General features: G+C 67.7%; 27 protein-coding genes and 1 tRNA gene. 8 read left to right on the top strand and 20 right to left on the bottom strand.

Going from position 1 to position 24,971, the window contains the following annotated elements:
* On the bottom strand, positions 1 to 550 hold a 550-nt coding region (locus Q0Q47_RS26415), incomplete at its 3' end, for an autotransporter-associated beta strand repeat-containing protein (protein WP_293867329.1).
* Positions 551 to 904: 354 nt separating this feature from the next.
* Here Q0Q47_RS26415 and Q0Q47_RS26410 point away from each other — a divergent pair.
* The gene (locus Q0Q47_RS26410; protein WP_293867327.1) at positions 905 to 1,492 is read left to right on the top strand and encodes an invasion associated locus B family protein; all 588 of its coding nucleotides are present in this window, start codon (positions 905 to 907) and stop codon (positions 1,490 to 1,492) included.
* A 129-nt stretch (positions 1,493 to 1,621) separates the two neighbouring features.
* Positions 1,622 to 2,350, top strand: coding sequence for a SapC family protein (locus tag Q0Q47_RS26405; protein ID WP_293867325.1), 729 nt, complete (start codon positions 1,622 to 1,624; stop codon positions 2,348 to 2,350).
* Positions 2,351 to 2,614: 264 nt separating this feature from the next.
* On the opposite strand, the gene Q0Q47_RS26400 is transcribed toward Q0Q47_RS26405, so the two are convergent.
* On the bottom strand, positions 2,615 to 2,995 hold the full coding sequence (locus Q0Q47_RS26400; protein WP_293867323.1) for an HlyU family transcriptional regulator: 381 nt from the start codon (positions 2,993 to 2,995) through the stop codon (positions 2,615 to 2,617).
* A gap of 118 nt (positions 2,996 to 3,113) precedes the next feature.
* Between Q0Q47_RS26400 and Q0Q47_RS26395 the strand changes: the two genes are divergently transcribed.
* Together Q0Q47_RS26395 and pyk are read left to right on the top strand one after the other, a co-directional pair.
* Positions 3,114 to 3,785 carry a carbonic anhydrase gene (locus tag Q0Q47_RS26395; RefSeq protein ID WP_293867321.1) on the top strand — a complete coding sequence of 224 codons (672 nt, stop codon included), beginning with the start codon at positions 3,114 to 3,116 and terminating at the stop codon, positions 3,783 to 3,785.
* A gap of 108 nt (positions 3,786 to 3,893) precedes the next feature.
* Complete coding sequence (gene pyk / locus Q0Q47_RS26390) at positions 3,894 to 5,318, top strand: pyruvate kinase (RefSeq protein ID WP_293867319.1); 1,425 nt, start codon at positions 3,894 to 3,896, stop codon at positions 5,316 to 5,318.
* Between the two features lie 108 nt (positions 5,319 to 5,426).
* Here the strand turns inward: pyk and Q0Q47_RS26385 are convergent, their stop codons facing one another.
* The gene (locus Q0Q47_RS26385; RefSeq protein ID WP_293867317.1) at positions 5,427 to 5,891 is read right to left on the bottom strand and encodes a MucR family transcriptional regulator; all 465 of its coding nucleotides are present in this window, start codon (positions 5,889 to 5,891) and stop codon (positions 5,427 to 5,429) included.
* Between the two features lie 501 nt (positions 5,892 to 6,392).
* Between Q0Q47_RS26385 and ampC the strand changes: the two genes are divergently transcribed.
* On the top strand, positions 6,393 to 7,844 hold the full coding sequence (gene ampC / locus Q0Q47_RS26380; RefSeq protein ID WP_293867315.1) for a class C beta-lactamase: 1,452 nt from the start codon (positions 6,393 to 6,395) through the stop codon (positions 7,842 to 7,844).
* 473 nt (positions 7,845 to 8,317) lie between these two features.
* On the opposite strand, the gene Q0Q47_RS26375 is transcribed toward ampC, so the two are convergent.
* Positions 8,318 to 8,393: transfer RNA gene (locus Q0Q47_RS26375), tRNA-Lys, on the bottom strand.
* 215 nt (positions 8,394 to 8,608) lie between these two features.
* On the opposite strand from Q0Q47_RS26375, the gene Q0Q47_RS26370 reads away from it, so the two are divergent.
* Positions 8,609 to 8,965: a hypothetical protein gene (locus Q0Q47_RS26370; RefSeq protein WP_293867313.1), complete on the top strand. Its 357-nt coding sequence runs from the start codon at positions 8,609 to 8,611 to the stop codon at positions 8,963 to 8,965.
* 93 nt (positions 8,966 to 9,058) lie between these two features.
* Here the strand turns inward: Q0Q47_RS26370 and Q0Q47_RS26365 are convergent, their stop codons facing one another.
* From Q0Q47_RS26365 to pdxY, 4 genes are all read right to left on the bottom strand, one after another.
* Complete coding sequence (locus Q0Q47_RS26365) at positions 9,059 to 9,760, bottom strand: NUDIX hydrolase (protein WP_293867311.1); 702 nt, start codon at positions 9,758 to 9,760, stop codon at positions 9,059 to 9,061.
* Positions 9,757 to 10,662, bottom strand: coding sequence for a PhzF family phenazine biosynthesis protein (locus tag Q0Q47_RS26360; protein WP_293867309.1), 906 nt, complete (start codon positions 10,660 to 10,662; stop codon positions 9,757 to 9,759). Before Q0Q47_RS26360 ends, Q0Q47_RS26365 begins: the two co-directional genes overlap by 4 nt.
* A 65-nt stretch (positions 10,663 to 10,727) precedes the next feature.
* On the bottom strand, positions 10,728 to 11,849 hold the full coding sequence (locus tag Q0Q47_RS26355) for an endonuclease/exonuclease/phosphatase family protein (protein WP_293867307.1): 1,122 nt from the start codon (positions 11,847 to 11,849) through the stop codon (positions 10,728 to 10,730).
* A gap of 40 nt (positions 11,850 to 11,889) precedes the next feature.
* Positions 11,890 to 12,738 (bottom strand): pyridoxal kinase PdxY, encoded by an 849-nt coding sequence (pdxY, locus tag Q0Q47_RS26350; protein ID WP_293867305.1) that lies wholly within the window; start codon positions 12,736 to 12,738, stop codon positions 11,890 to 11,892.
* A gap of 158 nt (positions 12,739 to 12,896) precedes the next feature.
* Between pdxY and Q0Q47_RS26345 the strand changes: the two genes are divergently transcribed.
* A complete protein-coding gene (locus Q0Q47_RS26345) occupies positions 12,897 to 13,295 on the top strand; it encodes a response regulator (protein ID WP_293867303.1) in 399 nt (132 codons plus the stop codon).
* A 153-nt stretch (positions 13,296 to 13,448) separates the two neighbouring features.
* Here the strand turns inward: Q0Q47_RS26345 and Q0Q47_RS26340 are convergent, their stop codons facing one another.
* The 5 genes from Q0Q47_RS26340 to Q0Q47_RS26320 all read right to left on the bottom strand — a co-directional run bounded on the left by Q0Q47_RS26340 (position 13,449) and on the right by Q0Q47_RS26320 (position 19,256).
* Entirely contained in the window at positions 13,449 to 14,483 is a 1,035-nt protein-coding gene (locus tag Q0Q47_RS26340; protein WP_293867301.1) for an ABC transporter substrate-binding protein, read from the bottom strand.
* A gap of 50 nt (positions 14,484 to 14,533) precedes the next feature.
* The gene (locus tag Q0Q47_RS26335; protein ID WP_293867331.1) at positions 14,534 to 15,316 is read right to left on the bottom strand and encodes an ABC transporter permease; all 783 of its coding nucleotides are present in this window, start codon (positions 15,314 to 15,316) and stop codon (positions 14,534 to 14,536) included.
* 5 nt (positions 15,317 to 15,321) lie between these two features.
* Positions 15,322 to 16,158, bottom strand: coding sequence for an ABC transporter ATP-binding protein (locus tag Q0Q47_RS26330; protein ID WP_293867299.1), 837 nt, complete (start codon positions 16,156 to 16,158; stop codon positions 15,322 to 15,324).
* Between the two features lie 404 nt (positions 16,159 to 16,562).
* Positions 16,563 to 18,248, bottom strand: coding sequence for an acyl-CoA dehydrogenase family protein (locus Q0Q47_RS26325; RefSeq protein ID WP_293867297.1), 1,686 nt, complete (start codon positions 18,246 to 18,248; stop codon positions 16,563 to 16,565).
* A 123-nt stretch (positions 18,249 to 18,371) separates the two neighbouring features.
* Positions 18,372 to 19,256 carry a DMT family transporter gene (locus Q0Q47_RS26320; protein ID WP_293867296.1) on the bottom strand — a complete coding sequence of 295 codons (885 nt, stop codon included), beginning with the start codon at positions 19,254 to 19,256 and terminating at the stop codon, positions 18,372 to 18,374.
* Between the two features lie 184 nt (positions 19,257 to 19,440).
* On the opposite strand from Q0Q47_RS26320, the gene Q0Q47_RS26315 reads away from it, so the two are divergent.
* Positions 19,441 to 20,337 (top strand): YihY/virulence factor BrkB family protein, encoded by an 897-nt coding sequence (locus tag Q0Q47_RS26315; protein WP_293867295.1) that lies wholly within the window; start codon positions 19,441 to 19,443, stop codon positions 20,335 to 20,337.
* A gap of 66 nt (positions 20,338 to 20,403) precedes the next feature.
* Here the strand turns inward: Q0Q47_RS26315 and ilvC are convergent, their stop codons facing one another.
* From ilvC to Q0Q47_RS26280, 7 genes are all read right to left on the bottom strand, one after another.
* Complete coding sequence (gene ilvC / locus Q0Q47_RS26310) at positions 20,404 to 21,423, bottom strand: ketol-acid reductoisomerase (RefSeq protein ID WP_293867293.1); 1,020 nt, start codon at positions 21,421 to 21,423, stop codon at positions 20,404 to 20,406.
* Between the two features lie 108 nt (positions 21,424 to 21,531).
* Positions 21,532 to 22,176 (bottom strand): glutathione S-transferase family protein, encoded by a 645-nt coding sequence (locus Q0Q47_RS26305; protein ID WP_293867291.1) that lies wholly within the window; start codon positions 22,174 to 22,176, stop codon positions 21,532 to 21,534.
* A gap of 20 nt (positions 22,177 to 22,196) precedes the next feature.
* Positions 22,197 to 22,565 (bottom strand): type II toxin-antitoxin system PemK/MazF family toxin, encoded by a 369-nt coding sequence (locus Q0Q47_RS26300; RefSeq protein WP_293867289.1) that lies wholly within the window; start codon positions 22,563 to 22,565, stop codon positions 22,197 to 22,199.
* On the bottom strand, positions 22,562 to 22,834 hold the full coding sequence (locus Q0Q47_RS26295) for an AbrB/MazE/SpoVT family DNA-binding domain-containing protein (RefSeq protein ID WP_293867288.1): 273 nt from the start codon (positions 22,832 to 22,834) through the stop codon (positions 22,562 to 22,564). Before Q0Q47_RS26295 ends, Q0Q47_RS26300 begins: the two co-directional genes overlap by 4 nt.
* 63 nt (positions 22,835 to 22,897) lie before the next feature.
* Positions 22,898 to 23,431: an acetolactate synthase small subunit gene (gene ilvN, locus Q0Q47_RS26290; protein ID WP_293867287.1), complete on the bottom strand. Its 534-nt coding sequence runs from the start codon at positions 23,429 to 23,431 to the stop codon at positions 22,898 to 22,900.
* A gap of 66 nt (positions 23,432 to 23,497) precedes the next feature.
* Complete coding sequence (locus Q0Q47_RS26285; RefSeq protein WP_293867285.1) at positions 23,498 to 24,181, bottom strand: glutathione S-transferase family protein; 684 nt, start codon at positions 24,179 to 24,181, stop codon at positions 23,498 to 23,500.
* Positions 24,182 to 24,196: 15 nt separating this feature from the next.
* On the bottom strand, positions 24,197 to 24,892 hold the full coding sequence (locus tag Q0Q47_RS26280) for an aspartate/glutamate racemase family protein (RefSeq protein ID WP_293867283.1): 696 nt from the start codon (positions 24,890 to 24,892) through the stop codon (positions 24,197 to 24,199).
* Between the last annotated feature and the right edge of the window lie 79 nt (positions 24,893 to 24,971).

Here is a 24,971-nt window from a genome sequence, read left to right as displayed (position 1 = left end):
CGCCCGTCAGGGTCAGTGTGCTGGTCCCGATGGTCACCGTGCCGCCGGCGCCTTCTAGCGAAACGATCGACTTGTTGCCCGACGAGGCGTTCAGCGTCGCGCCGATGGAAAGCGAGATAGCTGAACGCTCAATCTTTCCACCGATACCAAGTACAATTTCTCCATTATCAATCGTCGTCACGCCAGAATACGTATTAACCCCGTCAAGCGTAAGAATTCCTCCTCCAATTTTGGTGAGGCTTGTCGTTGCTGTTCCATCCTCGATGCTGCCGCCGAACGTGAGGTTGCCCAGCGGTACATCCACGGTCAAAATCGCAGCGCCCGGGCCGTCGTTCTTGACTGTCGTATTGGCACCGAAGTCCGTAATGGTTTGGCTTTGACCCATCAGATCAAGGACTTGCCCTGCCGCCGGGCCAGCTGCCCACAGCGCCATCCCGGCCGCCATGCCGCCGACCGCCGCCGCCCTCCTGAAGCCCACCAGTGCAGTCGACCCCATCAACACCCGCCGGACGAGGGAACGGCGAGACTTCACGGACGCGGAAATCGGCATGGGGACCCCGGAATGAACGACTCGATGAAAAATCGACGCGATAAATTCACATTCAGAAACGGCGCAGAATTGCCGCATCCCGAGGCGTTTGCCAAGAGGCCCAAGTGTTTTCGGCCAATGTAACGGCAAGTGTGACAGAAATACAGCGCGTTTTATCCGCCAACACGCCCTTGTAGTCGCAATTTTCAACTTTCGGTTGCAGTGCTTCGCGCCAGAATAACCCTACCCTTCATTTCCCTTCGGCTTGCGTTGACCTCGGCGACGTCATGCGGCATGAGGAGCCATCGCATTCGGAGTCGTTGTTTCATGATGTCTTTTCAGTCGAGAATTGCAGCTCCTGCGCGGCGCACCCGGATGGCTTCGCGGCCGATTCTCCCGGCCCTCGCCTTCCTCGGCGCGTGGCCGGCTCTCGCCGCCGTCACGCCGGCCCAGGCGCAGACCGCGCCGGCGCCAGCCCCCGCGGCCCCGGCCGCCGCCGCCGTGTCGGCGGACCCGCAGGTGACCACGGCCACCTATGGTGACTGGGTGCTGCGCTGCACGCGCACCGGCGAGGGCGCGCAGGCGCAGCGGCTGTGCGAGATCGTGCAGACGCTCCAGGCGCAGGGCCAGCAGGCCATCGTCGCGCAGATCGCCTTCGGGCGCCTGTCGGCCAAGGATCCGCTCAAGCTCACGATCCTGCTGCCGGTGAACGCCTCGTTCCCGGGCAGCGTGCGGATGGGGCTCGACGAGAAGGATGCCGGCGCGCAGGAACTGGGCTGGCGCCGCTGCCTGCCGATGGGCTGCTTCGCCGACGCCGAGCCCAAGGACGACATGCTCAAGCGCTGGCGGGGACAGTCCGGCAACGCCGTCCTCCTCTACAAGGACGGCACGGGGCGGGACGTGGTGCTGCCCATGTCCATGCGCGGGCTCGCCCAGGCGCTCGACAACCTGCCGAAAGGCTGAGGCACGTCGAGACAAGGCTTCCCCGCGGCATCCCGCGGGGCAGGCCACTGACGCAGGCCGTGGTCCTGCTCGCCGGGGTGCGGGCGGGAGCGACGACGAAACAGGACTCCAAACGGAAGGCGCGGCTTCATGACCAAGCAGCTTCTCATCTACGATCTCATCTCCGCCGTGTCCGCCGAGACGCATCGCGAACTGTCCGTGCGCGAGGTCGGCCATTTCGGCTTCTCGGCCGGCACGAACCACGTCCCGCTGATGCTCTCGGAATTCGTGCAGGCCTCGGGCGACATGCCCATCGTGTTCGCGGGCGGTCCCGGTGATCGCATCCCGGTGGCCGTGTTGGGCTTCCGCGACGGAGAAAACCGGTTCCTCGACGTCGGCGGCACCTGGAGAGGTCGCTACGTGCCGGCGTTCCTGCGGCGCTATCCCTTCGTGTTCGCCAACACCGCGCCGGACACGCTGACGCTGTGCATCGACGAGACCTATCCCGGCTGCAATCGGGACGGGCGCGGCGAACGCCTCTTCGACGCTGACGGGCAGCACACGACGTATCTTCGCAACGTGCTGGCCTTCGCCCAGGCCTATGAGCAGCAGCTCGCAGCCACCCGCGCCTTCTGCGCACGCCTGGAAGCCCTGGACCTCCTGGAGCCCGCGGAGGCCCAGTGGACCCCCACGGCCGGCGATCCCATGAAGCTCACCGGCTTCTCCACCGTGGAACGGGCGCGCCTGCGCAAGCTCACCGGCGAGCAGTTGGCGGCCCTGACGGCGGACGACCTGCTGGAGCCGATCTTCGCGCAGCTCCTGTCGCTCGGCCGGTTCGAACAGCTCGCGACGATGGAACCGGCGGCGCGGTTGAACTGACCCGCCGCGGCAGCCCGGAACCGCGGCGAATGACGAGGCCGCGTGGCGGAGGCTGCCGCTGGGAGGGTGCCCCCTCGCTTGTGGGCGCCAAGTCCTGCGGCACCGCCCCGCTGGTCTCGCGCTTCGCGCGATCCACCCTCCCCTGCAGGGGAGGGAGAGGACGCTATGCCTGTTAGGCTCAAGTGCCGAAGGGCCTGACTTCGCCATCACGCCCGGACGAGCGGCGGACGCGTACGACCGCCGCGAAACGGGAGCGCGACGCGCTCAGGCAAACATGCGGTCGCCTTGCTGGTCGCAGATCTGCTTGCCCTTGGTCACAGAGAACGACACCGCCTCGTCCCGGCTGGGATGCTTCTCGGCGCGAATGAATCGGTGCTCCTTGAGGGTGCCGTCGATCTCCTTCTCGATCCGCCCCGCCGTCTGGAACTGGCCCCCGTCGGCGAACGGCGCCGCCACGATGCGATAGCCGTTGTATTCGATGGCTTCCTCCTCGGCCGGCGCGGACGCTGCGGCACCGCCGCTCCCCGTCACCTGGCTCCAGAGCGATTTCAAGAATGACGCCATCACCGTCCCGCAAAGCGGCTCCCTGTTTTCGAACCGCAGGATAGCGGTCGGCGCAGGGAGCGCCAAGCGACCCTGAGTCATGAGGGAGCGGCCAGCGACCCCCAGCCATGGTGAGGGTGGATTCCCCGCGCCTAAGCCGGTAAAGCCTCCCTCGGCACGGGGCGTGCTTGCAACCCGTGGTTCCCTCGCGAGGTGCCCCATGTTCCCCGACCGGCTGACCGATGGCTACCGCGCCTTCCTCGAGGGGCGCTTCAATGCCGAGCAGTCCCGCTACCAGCAGTTGGCGGAAGCCGGGCAACGGCCCGAGATCATGGTGGTGGGCTGCGTGGATTCGCGCGTCTCGCCGGAAGTCATCTTCGACGCCAATCCGGGCGAGCTCCTGGTGGTGCGCAACGTCGCCAACATCGTGCCGCCCTATGAACCCGACCGGGATTCCCAGCACGGCACGAGCGCGGCCCTGGAGTTCGGCGTGCAGGCGCTGCGCGTGAAACACATCGTGGTGCTCGGCCACATGTTCTGCGGCGGCATCCGCGCCTTCGCCGACGAGCAGGAGCCCCTGTCGCCGGGCGATTTCATCGGCCGCTGGATGTCGCAGATCGCCCCGGCGGCCGAGAGCCTCGGGCGTCGCCCGGCCGATGACGACGGCACCTATCTGCGCAAGCTCGAGTTCGCCTCCGTCGAGCTCAGCCTGAAAAACCTGATGACCTTCCCCTGCGTGCGCATCCTGGTGGAGCGCGGCAAGCTGCACTTGCACGGCGCCTATTTCGGCATCCATTCCGGCCACCTGCTCATCCGCAACGCGCGGACGGGCGCATTCGAGCCGGCCATTGCCGACATGCCCGACCGCATTCCCATGATCCGCTGCGACTGAACGCCTCAAACCCGAGACTTTTCAAAGGCCTGGCTCAAGCCGGATTTCGTGGCGCGAAGCGCCCATCCGAGCTATCGTGCGCCGCCTGAAGACCAGGAGCAAACCAGCATGCGCCGTCACCGCCGAGCCAAGATCGTCGCCACCGTCGGACCGGCCAGCGCGTCCCCCGAGATGCTCAAGACCCTGTTCCTGGCGGGCGTCGACACCTTCCGGTTGAACTTCAGCCACGGCACGCATGAAGACCACGCCAAGGTCCACGCCGCCATCCGCGCGCTGGAGAAGGAGGTGGACCGTCCCATCGCCATCCTCATGGACCTGCAGGGCCCCAAGCTGCGCGTCGGCACCGTGAAGGACGGCAAGATCCAGGTGGCGGCGGGCGAGCCGGTGCGCTTCGTCCTGGAGGGCGGCGAAGGCGACGCGATGTCGATCCCGCTGAAGCATCCCGAGATCTACGCGGCCCTGTCGCCCGGCGACGACCTGCTCATCGACGACGGGCGCGTGCGCGTGCGCGTCACCGGCGTGGGCCAGGACTTCATCGACGCCAAGGCGGTGGTCGCCGGCACGATCTCGAACCGCAAGGGCGTCAACGTGCCCGGCTGCGTGCTCGACATCTCGCCGCTCACGCCCAAGGACCGCGCCGACCTCGCCTTCGGCCTCGAACTCGGCGTCGACTGGGTGGCGCTTTCGTTCGTGCAGCGGCCGGGCGACATGATCGAGGCCCGCGGGCTCGTGGGCGACAAGGCTGGCCTGGTGGCCAAGATCGAGAAGCCGGCAGCCTTCGACCAGATCGACGACATCATCCGCCTGTCGGACGCAGTGATGGTGGCGCGCGGCGACCTGGGCGTCGAGATCCCGCACGAACAGGTGCCCGGGCGCCAGAAGGAATTGGTCCGCGCTTGCCGCAAGGCGGTGAAGCCCGTGATCGTGGCAACCCAGATGCTGGACTCGATGGTGTCGGCGCCCGCCCCCACGAGGGCCGAGGCCTCGGACGTGGCCACCGCCATCTACGATGGCGCTGACGCGGTCATGCTGTCGGCGGAGTCCGCGTCCGGCCAGTATCCGCGCGAAGCCGTCGAGATGATGGATCGCATCATCCGCTCGACCGAAGGCCACAAGCTCTACCGGTCCATCGTCAGCGCCTCCTCCGAGCCCGGCGAGGACGTCACCGCCCCGCACGCCGTCGCGGCCGCGGCGGCCGACCTAGCGGAGGCGATCCACGCGCCCTGCATCGTCGCCTTTACGTCCAGCGGCACCACCGCCGCGCGCATCGCGCGCAAGCGCCCGGCCGTGCAGGTCCTGGCCATCACGCCCGATCTCGCCGTCTCGCGCCGCCTCTGCCTCCTGTGGGGCGCCCACAGCCTGTGGGCCGACGACGTGCACACCTACGAGGAGATGGTGGACATGGCGACGGCCCGCTCCCTCTCCGAAGAGTTCGCTCGGCCCAACGACGCGATCGTGGTGGTGGCGGGCATTCCCTTCGCCCAGGCGGGCACCACCAACAATCTTCGCGTGGTGCAGATCGGGCGTGGCTGACGCAGGCCACGCGCCTCGCGGGGCGTGTGGTTCGGACACGACGAGCCACAACGCAAAAAGCCGGCCCTCGCGGGCCGGCTTTCTTTCTCGCCGAGACGATCGAAAAAATCAGGCGGCCTTCTTGCGGCCGCGGCCACCCTTGGCCTTCGGCGCCGGCTCGGGCGCCGGCTTGCGACGCTGCTGGCCCAGGCCCATGCTCTTGGCGAGCTGCGAGCGGGACGCGGCGTAGTTCGGAGCCACCATCGGGTAATCGGACGGCAGGCCCCACTTCGCGCGATATTCGTCCGGCGTCATGTTGTACTTGGTGCGCAGGTGACGCTTCAGCGACTTGAACTGCTTTCCGTCCTCGAGGCAGATCAAGTAATCCGGGCTGATCGACTTCTTGACCGGCACGGCCGGCTTCAGCGGCTCTTCCTTGACCTCGACGACGCCGGTCGAAGCGCGGGTGAGCGCGCCGTGCACGTCCGCGATGAGCTTGGTCAGTTCACTGGCCGGGACCGTGTTGTTCGCGGCGTAGGCTGAGACAATTCCCGCGGCAAGCTCGATCAAAGTGAGCTGAGTATCATCGGCCATGACTGTTCCTCTTGTGGGCGATGCGATTCGCCACAGCTTAAATCACACAACGGAGATAAGCGAAAGAACAATTGGCGATGCACCGTGAGATCGATCAAGAGTGTCAACAATTGCCTCACAAACCATTACCGTCTCGCAAGAGTCGGGCGTGTTGAACGCTCCTCATGTCGCTCGAAACCGGTCGATCCCTCCATCCGCCCGGCGCCCACGCCGAGTGTAGGGATATCGGCCTAGCAACGGAAAAGCATCGACGCGACATCTTTGCCGGCCGTTATGGCGACCATGGCCCGCCAGGCGATCTACTCCTGGCGAAGCCCCGCGTCACGCGGACGCCAGCGCTTGCGCGGGCGACGATCGAGCCGATCGACGGGCCCATCCGAGGCTCTTCGAGGTCCGCCGAGTTGGACGAAAGCCTTGCGTATACCCGGATGGTCCCTCCCCGCCACTGGACACCCCGCGTTCGTCGGCCGCTCCCCAAGGTTCTGGGCTTTGAGATGAGGCGTGCGTAGCGTCATGTCCTCCAGTTCGGCCCGGAGATACTGGTCAATCTTTGAAAAGACCAAAGAGTTGCACGACCGGCGCCGCGCGCCGACGCTCCAGCGCTGCGCCTGTGAGCCGCGCAAGGCGGATCACCGCCGTCTTCGCGGCGATCTTGCCAACACCGGCGCGCGGAGTTGCGTGCGGCGACGTCTCGGGCGAGATGCTGGCACGCAAGGATGGAGCGCGATGATGCCGCACGGTTCGGAAGCAGACGTCTCGGACGGTTCCACACAAGGCACGACGACGGCCGGCGGGACGCTCATCACGCGCCGCAGCGTCGTGAACGGGCTCGCCGGGGCCGCCGTCGTGGCACCGGCAGCGCGAGCCTTGGCCCAAGTGAGCCCGGCCATGGATGCGGTGGTCGCTGAAAGCATCCGGCAGATCGCAGCAAAGCACCGCATTCCGGGCCTGGCCATTGCCGTCACCGTCGGTGGACAGGTGCAGTTCTACAATCATGGCGTGGCCTCGACGCAAAGCGGCGCGCCCGTCACACAGGAGACGATCTTCGAGATCGGCTCGGTCTCAAAGACCTTCACCGCGACGCTTGCGTCCTACCTCCAGGTCACGCGGCGTCTGGCTCTGGACGACAAGGTCCAGAGGTACATGCCTGAGGTGGCTGGCAGCCCCCTGGCCGAACGATCCCTGCTCGACCTGGCGACATACACGGCCGGCGGTCTTCCGCTGCAGTTTCCGAAGGGCCTTGCATCCGCGGGCATGATGACATTCTACAAAGACTGGAGGCCGCAGGCCAAGCCGGGCCATCAACGGCTGTATTCGAACACGAGTATTGGCCTGTTCGGATTTCTGGCCGCTCGAGCGGCCGGCCAACCGTTCGAAAACTTGATGGACAATACGCTTTTTCCGGCCTTGGGCCTGAAAAGCACGTCCATCACGATTCCGGCGGCAAGCCTTGCAGCCTATGCTTACGGCTACGCGAAGGATGACAGGCCCGTCCGCGTCACCCCCGGCATTCTGGACGCAGAAGCCTATGGGGTGAAGAGCACCAGTGCGGACATGATACGGTTCGTGCAGATCCAGATGGGCGCGTTCGTGACGGATCCAACCATGGCGAGTGCGGTCAAGGCGACCCGGACCGGGTACTACCGGGTCGGAGGCATGGTCCAGGGGCTCGGATGGGAGATGTACGACGATCCCGCGCCGCTCGACACGCTCCTGGCCGGCAACTCTCCCGACATGGTCCTGAAGCCAAACCCGGCGGTTGCGATCGTGCCGCCGCAGGCGCCCAGGACCGACGTGCTGGTCAACAAGACCGGTTCGACGAACGGGTTCGGAGCCTATGTCGCGTTCGTCCCGGCAAGGCGTGCCGGCGTGGTCATCCTGGCAAATCGCAACTTTGCGATCGACGATCGCGTTCGCGCGGCCTACCGGATCCTCTCCGCGCTCGATGGGTGACGCGCTGGCGAGCCATGTCGTGCCTTCCGCATGCGGGGTCGCAGCCAGCGATTGGGACCACAGTCCGGCGGCGTCTCACTCAGGACCGTCTTCTCAGGCGCGGAGCGCGGAGCGCTGAGCGCTCGCGCATCGGACCGTGACGATCAGGCCCGGCGAAATACTTGCCGTTGCTGCAGGTGAGGTGCATTCCGGCAGCACAGCAGCAAGCCAACACATCGATCACCGCGGTTGCGAAAGCGTGCGGTTACGACAATCAGTCGGCTTACAGCAGGGTATTCTTTCGGACGGTTCATCACGCGCCGACAGAGCAGCGCCGCGCGCTGACGTTCGTCGTCTATCCAGCATCTGAAACGATGGTCTGGCCGGCACGCTCCCCGTCCCGCCGCGGCGCGGCTGAGCGGCGGCCAACGAGCTTCAAAAGCGCACTTCGCTGGGGAGACCTGAAGGAGAGTGCTCGCTCTCCGAGGCTTTGATGGTGGGCGCACAAGGACTCGAACCTTGGACCCGCTGATTAAGAGTCAGCTGCTCTACCAACTGAGCTATGCGCCCATCAAAGCGTTCGCGGGGCCTCAGCCCCGCGACGAGGGGGTGTTTAGCGAAGTCCCGGCGGGTTGTCCAGCGTCAGTTCGCAGCTTTCTGCATTGGGGGGCGGGAGCGCCGCGCAGGGACTGGACGGCGGCCACCGCCACCTCGACCGCGGCCCCTGCCCGACGGTCAACGGCGGGTCTATGCTTGCGCCGATTCTGTCCGCTCCGGAGCCTCGCATGCGCCGCTGTCTCGTTCTCGCCGCCGTCGCCCTCGGTCTTGCCGCCTGCAACACGGCCGGCACCGCCCCTCAGGCCTCCAGCGCTCCGCCGTCGTCGGCCTATGCCAACCTGCCGGCGGGCGTGTCGCCGCCCGGCTTCAAGCTGCCGGACGGCGCGGGCTGCTCGGGCGCGGTCGCCCGCTGGAAAGCCCTGCAGGACAACGACCTCGCCAGCGGCCACGTCGGCCAGAAGGTCTACGACACCATCCAGGGCGAGATCGCCCAGGCCGCGGCGGCGTGCCAGGCCGGCAGGGACGGCGAAGCCACCGCCATGGTGCGCGCCTCGCGGGCCCGGCACGGCTACCCGGAGGGGTGAGCCGTCGCGCCGGCTCGCCGCCAGCGATCCGGGCGTGACTGTCCCGGCCGACATGACGACCTGAGGTCAAGGGCCGGCTGCGAAAGCGCCGGCTCAATCCAGCCGCTGCCGCAGGTAAGCCGCGACGTAGGGCGGCATGAGCGCTTCGTCGATGTCGCCCGGCCGCCGAACGATGTGGATGTCGCTCAGCTCCGGCTGCGTTTCGGTGGCGAGAGTGTCGATAATCCGCCGGCGCACGGCCTCGGCCGTGCCGCCGACCGACACCTCCTTCATGCAGGCCACGCGCCCCGGTGCCTCGATCAGGGTCCAGTCGGCGGCCACGGACACGTCCGCGGGTCCAAGCCCGGTCTCCTCCCCGAGTTCGCGCAGCACGCTGCCGGCGAGATCCACCGTGTCGCCCACGATGTCGTCGGGATCTGGCGTCCCGGCCGGGAAATAGATCCGGCCCGCATTGGCGGTGTGCGCGCCCATCACGCCCAACAGGTAGGCACCGTCCGAGGCCCGCAGCGCCGCCATGGCGAAGCAGTTGCGCATGGCCGTGTCCTCGAAGCCGAAGTCCCGCCACGCGATGAACCTGGAGAAGCGCGTCTTCAGGTAGGCGCCGCGGAAGGCTGCGCCCTCCAGGCCGCCGGTGTGCAGGACCAGCACGGGTCCGTCGTACAGCGCGGGGTTGGAGGCCTGCAGGCCGGCCCAGTGCTCGTCGATGCGGGCTGCGTTGGCTTCGGCCCAGTCCCAGGGCTTTTGCCTGAAGTGCATGTCGAGGGTGGAAACGGTGGAAAAGCGAAGCGCGGTCACAGGCGAAGCGCCCCCTCGGAAACGACGACCGCCGAGCCGCCGATGGTCGCGCGGGTCAGGACGCCGCCGTCGACGGTGAGGCCGAGCGCGATCTGCGACGGGCGCCCCATCGCGTAGCCCTGCTCGACGATGAAGAGGTGGTCGCCGTCTTCCGGCGCCTCGAAGGCCATGATCGCGCCCGCGAAGGCCGCCACGGCGGCTCCGGTGGCCGGGTCCTCGCCGATGCCCATGTCGGGCGCGAACATCCGGGCGTGCCAGTGGTGGCCGTCCTCCACCGGCTCGCGGCAGTAGACGAAGGCATTGGCGTGGCCGGGCGCCCCCATCTTCGGGCTCCAGCGCTGCAGATCGGTCCGCACGCCGGCGACGTCGGCGCGCGTTTTCAGGGGCACGACGGTGAAGGCCACGCCCGCCGAGAACAGCGCCGGCTCGTGACGGTCGAATCCGATGGCCGTCTCGGCAACCCCGAGGGCGGCGGCCACGGCCCGAGCCTCGGGCGCGCCGCCGAGCCTTTCCGGCAGGCGCGGGAGCGTGAAGGTGGCCTCGCCGTGCCCCTCCCCGGCCACCTCCACCACGCAGGTGACGAGCCCGACCTTCTCCTCGAGCCCGAAACCGGCCACACCGTGGCCGTGGCCATGGTCGAGCATGCCGAGCAGCACCGCCGTGCCGACCGTCGGATGCCCGGCAAAGGGAAGCTCGCGGGCCGGCGTGAAGATGCGCAGGGCGGCACGCTGGTGCGGATCGGCCGGCGGCAGGACGAACACCGTCTCCGACAGGTTGAACTCGCCTGCGATCGCCTGCATGGCTGTGTCGGTCAGCCCCTGGGCATCGAGCACCACCGCCAGCGGATTGCCCGCGAGCGGCCGTCGGGTGAAGACGTCGAGCGTGAAGAAGCGGCGGCGCATGGCGTGTCCCTTCTGTGGGTCCAGTCCCCTCGGGGGGTGCAGTTCCTTCTGCCGATGCAAGGCACTCAACCCATGGCACCGCGCTTGGGCAAGGTGAATTCGACCACCACGGGGCAGTGGTCGCTGGCCTTGGGGCGATCCCACCCGACGCGCGGATAGCGGTCGGCCGTGGTGGCGAGCCGCGGGATGCTGCGGTCGGGGTCGCGCGGGTCGAGCGGCACGCGGTAGGGCATGCCGCGGCGCAGGATCTGGACGCCGACGTCCTGGCCCGCCAGCGCCGGCGAGAGGAGCACATAGTCGAGTTGCACGTGTTCTTCGACGAAGCCGCCCCGCGTCTCCTGCCAGGCCCGGTGGAAATGCGTCCAGCGCTCGTGCGCGGGCAGGCTCGCGACCGGGTTCACGCCGAAGCTGTCGAGCAATGGATCGATTCCCGAAGGACGGGCAGCCTCGCAGGTCCCGTCCGGCAGGCAGCGCTCGACATAGTCGTTGAGGTCCCCCGCCACGATCCAGGGTGCGTCCCGCCACCCCGGCCCGAAGCGGCGCTCCACCAGGGCGCGCACGGCCCGGGCCTCGGCCCGGCGCAGCGGGCGGGTCGCATCGCGGCCGTCGTCGCGGCCGTTGTTCATGGACTTCAGATGGCAGATGAACAGCGTGAGCGCCCGCTTGCCGAGTTCGACGTCAACCATCAGGCAATCGCGGTTGAACACGCGGTCGGCCGGCGTGATCCCGAACGCCCCGACCTCGCGGTCCCACACGTCGAGCTCGCCGAAGGTCATGGCCGCGTGGCCGGTGACCCGCACAGCCCCCTGCTCCACCAGATTGCGGCGCGCGGCAAACGCCACGTCGATGCCGCGCCGGTCGTTGCCGTCGAGGAGCTGGAAATGGCCGTAGCGGATGTCGGAGACCCGGTGGACGTAGTTGGCGAAGAACGCGTCCATGGCCTTGAGGCTGTCGACCTCCTGCAGGCACAGGATGTCCGCCCGCGTCTCGGCGATGGCCAGCGCGGTCATCTGCCGCTTGTCGTCCTCCAGGGCCAGGGCCAGCGTCTGCTCGGCCGCCTTGCGGTCCTGCGGGTGATTGAAGTCGGAGAGCGACATCGCGGCGGCGCTCTCCTCCCGCTGGGCCTCGGCGAAGCGCCAGCGGGCCGAGAGGTTCTCGACGTTGAAGGTCGCGACACGCAGTCTCATGCCGAGGTCATCCCCATGGCGGCCATCTCGTGACGCCCTCTCAGAGGGGCTCCGGCGTGAAGCGGCGGCTGGGGGAGACGAACTCGTCCTGGGCCGCCACCGTCAGGATCTCGCGCGAGCCGGCCTCGGCCGTGCGACGCAGCAGGCCGTAGATCGACGAGGAGGCCAGGCCCAGGGCTTCCGCCGCCGATCCCGTGCGCATCCAATGGACCATGAAGAGCGCCGCCACGGCGTCGCCGGCGCCGTTCACGGAGATCTCCAGGCGTGGGGTGCGCACCCGCCATGCCCCGGTGCCGTCGGAGGCCAGCATGTCGATCGAGTCCTCGGGCGTCTCCTGCGTGAGCATGGAGGTGAGCAGGATCACCCTCGGCCCCAGCGCATGCACCGCCGCCAGCGCCGGCGTGATCCGGTCCACCGATGGGCAGGCCATGCCCGACAGGAGTTCGAGCTCGAACTGGTTCGGCGTGATGATGTCGGCGACGCGGATGGCTTGTTCGCGCATGAATTCCGGGATCCCCGGGCGCACGAAGACCCCGCGTCCGACGTCACCGATCACCGGGTCGCAGCAATAGACGGCCTTGGGATTGGCCTCGCGCACGCGCTGCACGGAGCGCAGGATGGCCGTGCCGATATCGGCCGAGCCCATGTAGCCCGACAGCACGCCGTCGCAGCGCGGCAGCACGCCGCGGGCCGCGATGCCGTCGACGAGTTCCTCGATCATCGGGCCGTCGAACACCCGGCCTGTCCACTGCCCGTAGCCCGTGTGGTTCGAGAACTGGACGGTGTGGATCGGCCAGACCTCGCAGCCCAGCCGCTGCATCGGAAACACGGCCGATGCGTTCCCGACATGGCCATAGGCGACATGCGACTGGATCGACAGAATATTCATCGAGAACGCTCCGGAAACAGGGACCCGACAGTGGCAAGAACGCGGGCTGGCGACAAATCAGAAGCAGTGATGACATTCATCACGCGCCGGGGTTGCTAGACCATCCGTTAAGGCTGGCATGATACGTCCTGCGTGTTCCTGGTGCGCAGAACGAACGAATGATCAACGGCCCCGCCCTCGTCGTCGAAACCAACTCCGTCATGGCGAGGATCGTCAGCGACATGCTGACCCAGATCGGCGTTTCCGAGGTCGAGACGGCCACCAGCCTGCGCGAGACGATCACGAAGCTCGAGTCCACCAAGTTCGGTCTCATCATCAGCGAGTATGCCACCGCCCCGATCACCGGCTTCGATCTCTGGCGGGTGGTCACTGGCCGCGACGACTGGGCGGCGACGCCGTTCATCCTGATGGCCGACGAAGAACGCAAGCGCCACAACATCACCCGCTTCGAGGATGCCGGGCTGCAGGTGGTGCTGACGAAGCCGTTCTCGGTGGACCAGCTGCGCAACTCGATCGGGCTGGTGACGAGCAAGAACCCGTTCGAGTCGTTCGTCTGACACGACCTCCCTGCCGCGTCGGCCCGCGTCCGCCCCGCATCTCCCGCGAGGGGAGCGCGCGACCGGCATCCCGATCGCGCCCCGGTCCTTCAATGGCTCCGTCCGAGCGCTGAGACGGCGTGGCAAAGGGCGCACGCCGCCTTCGCTGTCCGACTACTTCACCACCTCGGCCGCCTTCTTCGCGAAGCGGTCGTCGAAGGTCTTCGACAGGTCCACCGACGTGCCCTTCAGCTCGTCGTCGAACTTCACCAGCATGTCGTTGGTGCTCTTCATGCCGGCCGCCGAGACGATGCCGTTCTGCGAGTAGGTCGGCTTGGAGTTCTTCACGGCGAGGACGTAGAGCGCCTTGTCGCCCAGGAGGTATTCCTCCGGCACCGCGGCCGCGATCTCCTCGGGCGAGGCCTTGTCGATCCACTTCAGCGCCTTGAAGAGGGCGTTGGTCAGCGCCTGCGTGGTGTTGGGGTTGCGGTCGATGAAATCCTTCTTGAGGTACAGGACCGCGGCCGGATTGGAGCCGCCGAAGAGCGCGCGCGTACCCTCCTCCGTCCGGGTGTCGACGACGATCTTGATGTCGCCGTCGCGCTCCAGCATGGAGAGCACCGGCTCGAGATGGGAGATGGCGTCGAGCTCGCCCTTCTTGATCGCCGCGACGGCGGAGGCGGCACTGCCGACGCCGATGAACGACGCGTCCTGCGGGGTCAGGCCCGCCTGGGCCAGCAGGAAGTTGACCATCATGTTGGTGGACGAACCGGGTGCCGTGACGCCGATCTTCATGCCCTTGAGGTCGGCGGGCGACTTGTAGGAGGCGGCCTTGTCCTTGCGGATGCCGACCGCGATGCCCGGGAAGCGGCCGAGCTCGAGGACGGCGCGGATGTCCTGGCCCTTGGCCTGCATGCGGATCGTGTGCTCGTAGGCGCCGGTGACCACGTCCACGGAGCCGCCCACCAGGGCCTGCAACGACTTGGCGCCGCCGGCGAAGTCGTTGATCTCGACGTCGAGGCCCTGCTCCTTGAAGAAGCCCTTCCGCTCCGCGATCGTCAGCGGCAGGTAGTAGAGCAGCGCCTTGCCGCCCACGCCGAGCTTCAGCTCCTTCTTTTCCGGAGCCTGGGCCATGGCGGCGGTGCCGGCCATCACCAGGGCCGCGAACGCGGCGGCAACGAGTGTCATGGGCTTCATGGAGGTCTCCATCCCTGTGGCGTTGGTTGCGCCGGCTGCCCGGCGAGGTCGTCGAAGGCGGCTCAGCCGCCGGCGGGCTGCGGTCGCCAGACCAGCAGCCGGTTCTCGATCTTGGTCACGATCCAGTCGATGAACAGCACGAAGGCGGCGAGGATCGCCATGCCGGCGAAGACGCCGGCGACGTCGAACACGCCCTCCGCCTCATGGATGAGGTAGCCGAGGCCCGCCGCCGCCCCCAGGTACTCGCCCACCACGGCCCCCACGAGGGCGAAGCCGACGGAGGTGTGCAGGGACGAGAACACCCAGGATAGCGCCGACGGCCAGTACACGTGGCGGAAGAGCTGGCGCTCCGACATCCCGATCATCCGCGCATTGGCGAGCACGACCGGGCTCACCTCCTTCACGCCCTGGTAGACGTTGAAGAAGACGATGAAGAAGACGAGCGTCACGCCCAGCGCCACCTTCGACCAGATGCCCAGGCCCAGCCACAGCATGAAGATCGGCGCCAGCACGACGCGCGGCAGCGCGTTCGCCATCTTGACGTAGGGATCGAAGATGGCGGCCACCATCGGCTTGCGGGCGAACCAGAAGCCGAAGACCACGCCGCCCACCGCGCCGATGATGAAGGCCAGCGCGGTCTCTGTGAGCGTGATCCACAGATGCTTCCAGATCGAGCCCGTCGCGAACAGCTTCCAGATCCGCGCACCCACGTCGGCCGGCGTGGAGAAGAAGAACTTCGGCAGCAGGTAGGTGCCGCCGATCGGCACCGTCGCGCCGACCTGCCACACGGTGAGTGCGACGACGGCCACGAGGACCTGCCAGAACAGGAGGCGGCCACGCGGGATGGGCGTCACGGCGTGCCTCCGTAGGCCTTCAGCACCTCGGCCCGCAACTGGCCCCAGATCGCCTTGTGCAGGGCATGGAAGCGCGGTTCCAGGCGGATCTCGGCCACGTCCCGGGGACGCGGCAGGTCGATGGCGTGATCGCCGATGATCCGGGCGCGCGGCCCGGCCGACATGATCACGACGCGGTCCGCCAGTGCGATCGCCTCCTCCAGGTCGTGGGTCACGAACATCACGGCCTTGCGGTCGGTCGCCCACAGGTCGAGCAGCAGCCCGCCCATGATGATCCGCGTCTGGGCGTCGAGCGGCCCGAAGGGCTCGTCCATCAGCAGGATCTTGGGATTGCGGATGAGCACCTGGGCGAGGCCCACGCGCTTGCGCTGGCCACCCGAGAGCTGGTGCGGGTAGCGGTCGGCGAACGGAGCCAGGCCCACTTTGGTGAGCCAGGCCTGCGCTTTCTCTAGCGCCTCGGCGCGCGGCCTGTCGGCCACCTCGAGGGCGATGGCCACGTTGTCCCTGGCCGTCTTCCACGGCATCAGGGCGTCCTGCTGGAAGAGATAGCCGGCCTTGGCGTTGAGCCCCGCAAGCGGCTGGCCGAACACCGAGACGGAGCCTCCGGCGGGCTTCAGCAGGCCCGCCGCGGCGTTGAGCAAGGTCGACTTGCCGCAGCCCGTGGGCCCGACGATGGCGACGAACTCGGCGTTGCCCACGGCGAGCGAGGTCGGGGCGACGGCCTCATAGGCAGGGCCGCCGGTCCCGCCATAGACGATGGAGACGTCCTCCAGCGCCACGGCGGGCACGGGAGCGAGATCCCTCTTCGTATCGATCACCCGCAGGGAAACCATGCCGTTCCATCCCGCGGCGCCTCTTCATGCCCCCGGGGCGGACGCCGCCCCCATTGATAGGACGTTCGTTGCCGCAGGCAAAGACCGGAGCGAAAGTCGGCGTGAGCGCTGCCCCTCCCCCGCTGCCATCGTTCCTGTCCTGCACAGCCTGCTCGAGCTGCTCAGCGCTTGTGAAACTGTCGGTCGTCCAGCCTGCACAACCCTCTCCGCGTCATGGCCGGGCTCGGCCCGGCCACCCACGACTTGAGGACGGCCCCGGCAAAGTCGTGGATGCCCGGGCCAGGCCCGGGCAGGACGGCCGAGAGATGGTCGCGACCTGGGACAGTCAGGCGCGAACTGAAGTTTCCAAAGATCTACAACCTCTCAGGACGAGGACGCTGGTAGGAACGAGCAGGTGATCCGCCTCAGTTGCTCCCGCCGTCGATCAGCCGGCGGGCGATGACCTGGGCCTGGATCTCGGCGGCGCCCTCGAAGATGTTGAGGATGCGCGCATCGCACAGGACGCGCGAGATCTCGTATTCCAGCGCGAAGCCGTTGCCGCCGTGGATCTGCAGGGCGTTGTCGGCCGCCGCCCAGGCGACGCGCGCGCCCAGGAGCTTGGCCATGCCCGCCTCGAGGTCGCAGCGCTTGCCCTCGTCCTTGGCGCGGCCGGCGAAATAGGTGAGCTGGCGGGCGATGTTGACCTCGACCGCCATCATCGCGAGCTTGTCGGCCACGCGCGGGAAGGCGACCAGCGCCTTGCCGAACTGCATGCGCTCCTGGGCGTAGCGCAGTCCGAGGTCGAGCGCGCACTGGGCCACGCCGACGGCCCGCGCCGCCGTCTGGATGCGGGCGGATTCGAAGGTCTGCATGAGCTGCTTGAAGCCCTGCCCCTCGACGCCGCCGAGCAGGTTCGCCGCCGGAACCTCGAAGCCGTCGAAGGCGAGCTCGTATTCCTTCATGCCGCGGTAGCCGAGCACCTCGATCTCGCCGCCGGTCATGCCCTTGGCCGGGAACGGGTCCTCGTCGGTGCCGCGCGGCTTGGTGGCGAGCAGGATCGAGAGGCCCTTGTAGCCCGGCTCGTCCGGGTTGGTGCGCACCAGCATGGTCATGACGTCGGCCCTGACCGGGTGCGTGATCCAGGTCTTGTTGCCGGTGACCTTGTAGACGTCGCCCTCGCGCACCGCCCGGGTGCGCAGCGAGGCGAGGTCGGACCCCGTGTTGGGCTCGGTGAAGACGGCCGTCGGCAGGATCTCGCCGGAGGCGATGCGCGGCAGCCAGTGCTGCTTCTGCTCGTCCGTGCCCCCGCCGATGATGAGTTCGGCGGCGATCTCCGAACGCGTGCCGAGCGAGCCGACGCCGATATAGGCGCGCGACAGCTCTTCGGAGACCACGCACATCGAGACCTTGGACAGGCCGAGGCCGCCGAACTCTTCCGGCAGCGTGAGGCCGAAGACGCCGAGTTCGGCGAGCTTCTCCACCACGTCCATGGGGATGTAGTCGTTCTGGAGGTGCCACGCATGCGCGTGGGGAAGAACCTCCGCGGCCGCGAACTTGCGCATCTCGTCCCGGATGGCGGCCAGCGTCTCGTCGAGGCCACCGTCGCCGATCGTGTCGCCGGGGTGCGTCGCGCGCATCAGGGCGACGAGGCGGGCGCGCTGGGCGGGCGTGTTGCCGGCATCGATGAGGGTGTCGATGGCCGGGATCCGCCGCGCGGCGATGACCGACGCGGCGAGCCCGAGGGCCGGCAGGCGCACGATCTCGCCCTGGCTCATGGGAATGCCGCCGAAGACCTGGGCGCAGTACTCGCCGACGCCGATAGCGATCAGGAGCTCCTCGGTTTCCCCGTAGCGGCCCTCGGCCTGAAGGCGGCGGCCATACGCCGCGAGTTCGCGCACGGACTCGGCATAGGTGGCGAGCCAGGCCAGCCCGTGGCACGCGTGCTGCTCGGCCTCCACCAGTGCCGACGACACCCGCCCCTCGTGGACCACCTTGGCCCGGACCGCGGCCGTCGCATCGGCCAGAAGCGCGGCCAGCGCACCCGAGGCCTCCTCGGCCAGGGAGATCCAGTCGAGGGATGCGGGGACGGTGGCCGTGGCCAGACGGGTCATGTGTCGGTCTCCGGTCAAGATGCTGGGCAGGGCAGCGATGCAGCCCCGCATTGCACTGTCAATCTATTGCAGCGCAGCATGACGGCAAGCGCCCGGAGCGACAATGAGCCGTTCGGCGGACGATCAGCCGCGGCGCACCGCGAGCGCCACGCCGGCAGCCGTGACAACGAGCCCGACCACCTGCAGCGTCGACAGCGTCTCGCCGAACAAGAGGAAGGCCTCGATCGCGACGGAGGGAGGGACCAGGTAGATGAGGGCGGCGGCGCGCGAGACGGCCCCGTTCCGGATCAGCAGCAGGAGGAGGCCGATCGCCCCGATCGAAAGGGCAAGCACCGACCACGCCATGGTGGCGATGACCGTCAGGTTCCAGGTCACCTCCACCTTCTCGACCAGCAACGCGACGGGCCAGGTGGCCAGGGCAGCGCCCAGGTACTGCAGGATGGTAACGGTGCGCAGGTCGCCGGTCGCGATGTACTTCTTCTGGTAGAACGTGCCGGCCGTCACCGCGACCATGCCCGCCACGTTGACGAAGATCGGCAGCATGACGCCGCCGAGGGCACCCCAGGCGATACCCTCGAGCTGCGGCTCGAGCACCAGCGCGATGCCCACGAAGCCGAGCCCGATGCCGATCCACTGGCGCCGGCCGATGTGCTCGCCGAGCAGGATCGGCGCGAGCAGCGCCGTGAGGATCGGCTGGACCGCCGCGATCAGCCCCGAAATCGCGGTCGGCAGCCCATGCCGGATGGCCCACCACACGCCGCCGAGATAGATCGCGTGGAGGAGCACGCCGGACACCATCGCGTGTCCGGCCTCGCGGGGCGACTGCGGCCAGCGCGCCCGGGCGGCCAGGGCGATGCCGGTCAGCACCAGCCCGGCGAGCACGTAGCGGATGCCCAGAAACGTGAGAGGATCGGCGTAGGGCGCCGCAAAGCGCGCGGAGAGCCACCCCGTCGACCAGATCAGGACGAAGACGGCAGGCGCGACGCGAAGCAGAAGCGATGGTGACAAGGGACATTTTCCTCGGCCGACGGTGGCCGGAACGGCTTGATAGCTCAGGGCGTTGCGAGGGTCGAGGGCGTGACCTGTGCAGGTCGGCTCTTCCCGAAACCCGGTTCAGGCCCCACGTGGTTGTTCTAACATCTGCATGTCACATTCGGAAAACACACTCCGTGCGTCCGTCTTGGAGCCCCCGTTGACACTGCCTAAGCCCCTGCGACTGGCCTGGGATGCCTATTGGCGCTTCGTGGACGACGACGGCTGGGCCATTGCCTCGCACATCGCGCTGTCCAGCCTGATGTCGCTGTTCCCGTTCCTGATCTTCGTGACCGCGCTCGGTGCATTCCTGGGCACCAAGAACCTGGCCGACGAGGTCGCCAACCTCATCCTCGACGCCTGGCCACAACGGGTCGCGGGCCCGATCTCGCGCGAGATCCACAGCGTCATGTCCAACACCCGCACTGACGTCCTGACACTGGGCGGCGTGCTGGCGATCTATTTCTCCTCCAACGGCGTGGAGGCCCTCCGCATCGCCCTCAACCGCGCCTACGGGCTCAAGGAGATGCGGCCCTGGTACGTCACCCGCATGGAATCGATCGGCTACGTCGTGGTGGGCGCCATCGCCCTCCTGGCCCTCGCCTTCCTCGTGGTGTTCGCCCCGCTGATCTGGGCGGAGATGATCTCCTACGTGCCGGCGCTGGAAGCGTACTCGACCACCGTCACCGTCGGCCGCCTGGTGATCGCCACGCTCCTGATCGTGACGGCGCTGATCATCGTCCACCTCTGGCTGCCGTGCGGGACGCGCAGGCTCGGCCAGATCATGCCCGGCGTCTTCGTCACCGTCGTGCTGTCGATCAGCTACGCGCTCGCCTTCGCGTCTTACCTGTCGCGCGCCGGCCAGACCTACGTCACGACCTATGCCGGCCTCGCCTCGTTCATGATCGCGCTCGTCTTCCTCTACGCGATCGCGGCGACCTTCATCTATGGCGGCGAGGTCAATGCCGTGATGCTGCACGCCAGCCTGGACAAGAAACCCTGCCCTCCCGATCCCGACGAGCCGCCCGAAGCGCCGAAGGGCGAGAAGGGCCTGTGAACGCGTCTTGAAAGCAAAACGCCCGGGGATCAGCCCCGGGCGCTCCGCAGACACACTGAAAAAGGATCAGTTCTTCGACTTGTCGACCAGGGCCTTGGCCTTGATCCAGGGCATCATGCCGCGCAGGCGCTCGCCGACCTGCTCGATCGGGTGGGCGGCGTGGCGGGCGCGGGTGGCCTTGAACGAGGTCTGGTTGACCTTGTTCTCCAGCATCCAGTCGCGCGTGAACTTGCCGCTCTGGATGTCATCGAGGACGCGCTTCATCTCGGCCTTCGTGTCCGAGGTGATGATGCGCGGGCCCGTGACGTACTCGCCGTACTCGGCCGTGTTCGAGATCGAGTAGTTCATCGTGGAGATGCCGCCCTCGTAGATGAGGTCGACGATGAGCTTCACCTCGTGGAGGCACTCGAAGTAAGCCATCTCGGGGGCGTAGCCCGCCTCGACCAGGGTCTCGAAGCCGGCACGGATCAGCTCGACCAGACCGCCGCAGAGCACGACCTGCTCACCGAAGAGGTCGGTCTCGCACTCCTCCTTGAAGGTCGTCTCGATGATGCCGGCCCGGCCGCCGCCGATGGCGGAGGCGTAGGAGAGGCCGAGGTCATGGGCGTTGCCCGAGGAATCCTGGTGGATGGCGAGCAGGCAGGGAACGCCGCCGCCGCGCTGGTACTCGGAGCGCACCGTGTGGCCGGGGCCCTTGGGGGCCACCATGAACACGTCGATGTCGGCGCGCGGCTCGATCAGGTTGAAGTGCACGTTGAGGCCGTGGGCGAACATCAGCGCCGCGCCGGGCTTCATGTTGGCATGCAGGTGGTCGCGGTAGATGTCGGCCTGCAACTCGTCCGGGGTGAGCATCATCACCACGTCGGCCCACTTGGCGGCGTCGGTGACGGACATGACCTTGATGCCCTCGGCCTCGGCCTTCTTGGCGGAGGCGGAGCCGGGACGCAGCGCCACGGCCACGTCCTTCAGGCCGCTGTCGCGCAGGTTCAGCGTGTGGGCATGGCCCTGGGAGCCGTAGCCGACGACGGCGACCTTCTTGCCCTTGATGAGATTGATGTCGGCGTCGCGGTCGTAATAAACGCGCATGGGAGAGGCTCCTTGGGGCACTCGTGTTGGTGGCTCGGCGCTGCGCTTAAGCGCCGCAGCAGGTGGGGTCAAGCGGGAAAGCGGCAGGCGGGCCTGCCGCTCGTTGCCTCAAGCAGGCATCGGGAAGCCATCCTTGGCCTGGACGCGCTGCACGGCCGCGCGCGCCGCGACCTTGCGGGCATGCTCCGTCCAGCGCGGGAAGTCCTTCTCCATGTCATAGGACAGGAGCTGGCCCTTGCCCCACGTCCAGAAGATGAACAGGTAGAGATCGGCCATGCTGAAGCTGTTGCCGGCGGCCCAGGGGAGGTTCTGGGCGACGAGCTTGTCCTCGACCTGCTGCCAGGTCGCGCGGGTCGTCGCCTTGCCCTTCTCCACGATGGCGGCCTTGGAGGTCTCGTCGTCGGCGTAGCGCTCGGGCCGGCGGACATGGGCGTAGGCGATGTGCAGGCCGGACCCGATCCAGGCCAGCCATTCGGCGCAGCGCCCGTCCTCGCGCGCGTCCTCCGGCCAGAGCTTCGCCTGCGGGGCGAGGCGCGAGACGTAGCGCAGGATTGCGGAGACCTCGGTGATGGCGAAGTCGCCGTCGACCAACACCGGCACCCGCCCCTTCGGATTGAGCTTCAGGTAGCTCTCGGAACGCTGCTGGCCCTCGGGAAGGTTCACCCGGGCGATCTCGTAGGGCAGCCCGGTCTCTTCGAGGGCGAGATGGACGGCACCGGAGCAGGCGCCTGGCGAATGGTAGAGCGTGAGCATGGGCATGTCCTCGAACACTATTAAGGGGCGATAGGGGGACGCTCGGGTGACGCGGGAAGAAGGTGATCCATCAATGCGCGCACCTCGTCGAGGAACGCCGTATCGAGCCGGGAGAGCTTCCGGACCACCCGCCTCCGATCGATCGACTTGAGTTGATCAGCCAAGACGAAGCCCTTGACGGTCGACTGAGTGGGCAGTGGCAGCTTGAATGGCCAGGCTTTAGCGTTGGTGGTCAAAGGACACACGACGACGAAGGACGATAGCGCGTTGTAGATCGACCTCGACACCACCAAGGCCGGCCTCGTCCCGGTCTGCTCGTGCCCGAATGCAGGGTCGAAACGGACCAGCACGACGTCACCTTCGGACAGAACGGGCAATTGGCCGCTCACGACGGATCCTGTCCCGTATATTCCGGCCAGTCTTCGACTGGATCGGGCCACTCGTTCTGACCGTAGTCGTAGGCCGCGCCGCCAAGGCGAGTCATTTCGGCGACGATCTGCTCGAGGGTGGGCGTCCTGCGCCGGGGGGACAAGCGGAGTTGACCGGCTTCGACCACCATGTCGAGTTCGCTGCCTGGTTGTAGGCCCAACTCGTCGAGCACCGCCTTCGGCAACCTGACGGCAGCGCTGTTGCCCCACTTCGCGATCTGGACCTTCATGGCTCGGCTCCCATTGTCTCTACAATGTAGATCCAATCCATCCGGCGCGCCACCAACCTTGGGTCACACCACCTCGGAGCCGCGCGCCATGGCAGCGACTCCGGTGCGGGACACCTCGACGAGGCCCACGCCCGCCATCAGACGGATGAAGCGCTCCACGTCCTCGGTCGCCCCGGTGAGCTCGAAGACGAAGGAGTTCAGCGTGGCGTCCAGCGTGCGCGCCCCGAAGGCCGAGGCGAGACGCAGGGCTTCGACGCGGGCCTCGCCCTTGCCGACGACCTTCACCAGCGCCAGTTCGCGTTCCACCGTCTCGCCGTAGGAGGTGAGGTCGACCACGCGGTGGACCGGCACGAGCCGGTCAAGCTGGTGCTTGATCTGCTCGATCACGTCGGCGGTGCCGGCCGTGACGATGGTGATGCGGGAGACGTGCTGCTCGTGCTCGGTCTCCGAGACGGTCAGGCTTTCGATGTTGTAGCCGCGGCCCGAGAACAGGCCGGCGATCCGGGCGAGGACGCCGGGCTCGTTGTCGACGAGCACCGAGAGGGTGTGGCGAGCGACGGGCTGGGCCTTGGGCGCATTCGAATAATGGGACTTCATCGGGAGGCCTTTGGGCGGGAGGTCTTTCGGCGGGATTTGGGCGTTCATGGCGAGGACTTCACGAGTTCAGCTGCGGAAGGGGCCGATGGGAGGTTCGTCGACCTCGTCGTGGCCTACGATCCAGGGCTCGGCCATGGCGGCCTCCTGCCAGGCGACGAAGGCGGGCAGGTCGAGGATCGCATCCATGTAGGCGCGGATGCCCGCGTCCACCGGAATGGAATAGGTCTGGAGCCGCGTGACGACCGGCGCGTACATGGCGTCAGCGGCGGTGAAGCTGCCGAACAGGAAGGGACCGCCGGCAGGCTCGCCGAAGCGTGCCCGCGCCTGCTTCCACAGCCAGGTCACCCGGGAGACGTCCTTGGTGACCAGCTCGCCGCGATCGGCGTGGGCGTAGCGCTTGCGCAGGTTCATCGGGCACGCGGCGCGCAGGGCGCGAAAGCCGGCATGCATTTCCGCCGAGATGGCGCGGGCGAAGGAGCGGGCCGCCAGGTCCCTCGGCCACATGACCTTGTCCGGGAAGCGATCGGCCAGGTGATCCATGATGGCGATCGACTCCCACACCGTGATGGGGCCGTCCACGAGGATCGGAACCGTGCTGCCCGCCTTGAACGACGCCACCTCCTTGCGGAACTCGGGCGTGTCGAGCAGCACGAGCTGCTCCTCGAACGGGATCCCGTGCACCTTCATCAGGAGCCACGGCCGGAGCGACCAGGAGGAGTAGGCCTTGTTGCCGATGACGAGCTTGAGCATGGCGCTTCCTTCCGGTCAGGCCGCGAGGGCGAAGTCGAGGGCCGCCTCGACATGCAGCCTGGTGGTGTCGAGGACGGGGTCCGGGCTGTCGGTCGGTCCCAGCAGCATGCCGAGTTCCGTGCAGCCGAGGATCACCCCGTCGCAGCCCTCGCCGCGCGAGCGGGCGATGACGTCGAGGACCCGGGCCTTGGACGTCGCGTCGACGACGCCACGGCATAGCTCCTCGTAGATGACCCGGTGAACCTCGGAACGCCCCTCGGCATCGGGGACGGCCACCGTGATGCCGTGCCGGTCCCGAAGCCGCCCTTTGTAGAAGTCGTCTTCCATCGTGTAGCGGGTGGCCAGAAGCAGCGGCCTGCGACAGCCATGGGCGCGGATCGCCGCGGCCGTCACGTCGGCCAGGTGCAGGAAGGGAAGACCGGCCGCCTCCTCGATGAAGGACGCCACCTTGTGCATCGTGTTGGTGCACAGGACGATCCCGTCCGCGCCCGCGGCGCGCAGCGCTCGGCCGGCCTCGCCCAGGATGCGGCCCGCCCCGTCCCAGTCACCTTCGGCCTGGCGCCTGGCGATGTCCTCGAAGTCGCACGACCACAGCACGAGCCGGGCCGAGTGCAGGCCGCCGAGCCTGGCACGAACGCCCTCGTTGAGCAGGCGATAGTAGATCGCCGTCGACTCCCAGCTCATTCCGCCGATCAGGCCCAGCGTACGCATCTCAGCCGAAATCCAGGTTGTCGCGGGGAACCGAGGGGGGAGCGGCCGTGCACACAGTCGACAGGACCACCCTGAGACC

The organism is uncultured Alsobacter sp. (assembly GCF_945952055.1).
Lineage (GTDB): Bacteria > Pseudomonadota > Alphaproteobacteria > Rhizobiales > Beijerinckiaceae > Alsobacter.
Note: the sequence above shows the minus strand (reverse complement) of the source record. Positions and strands in the feature narration are given on the sequence as shown.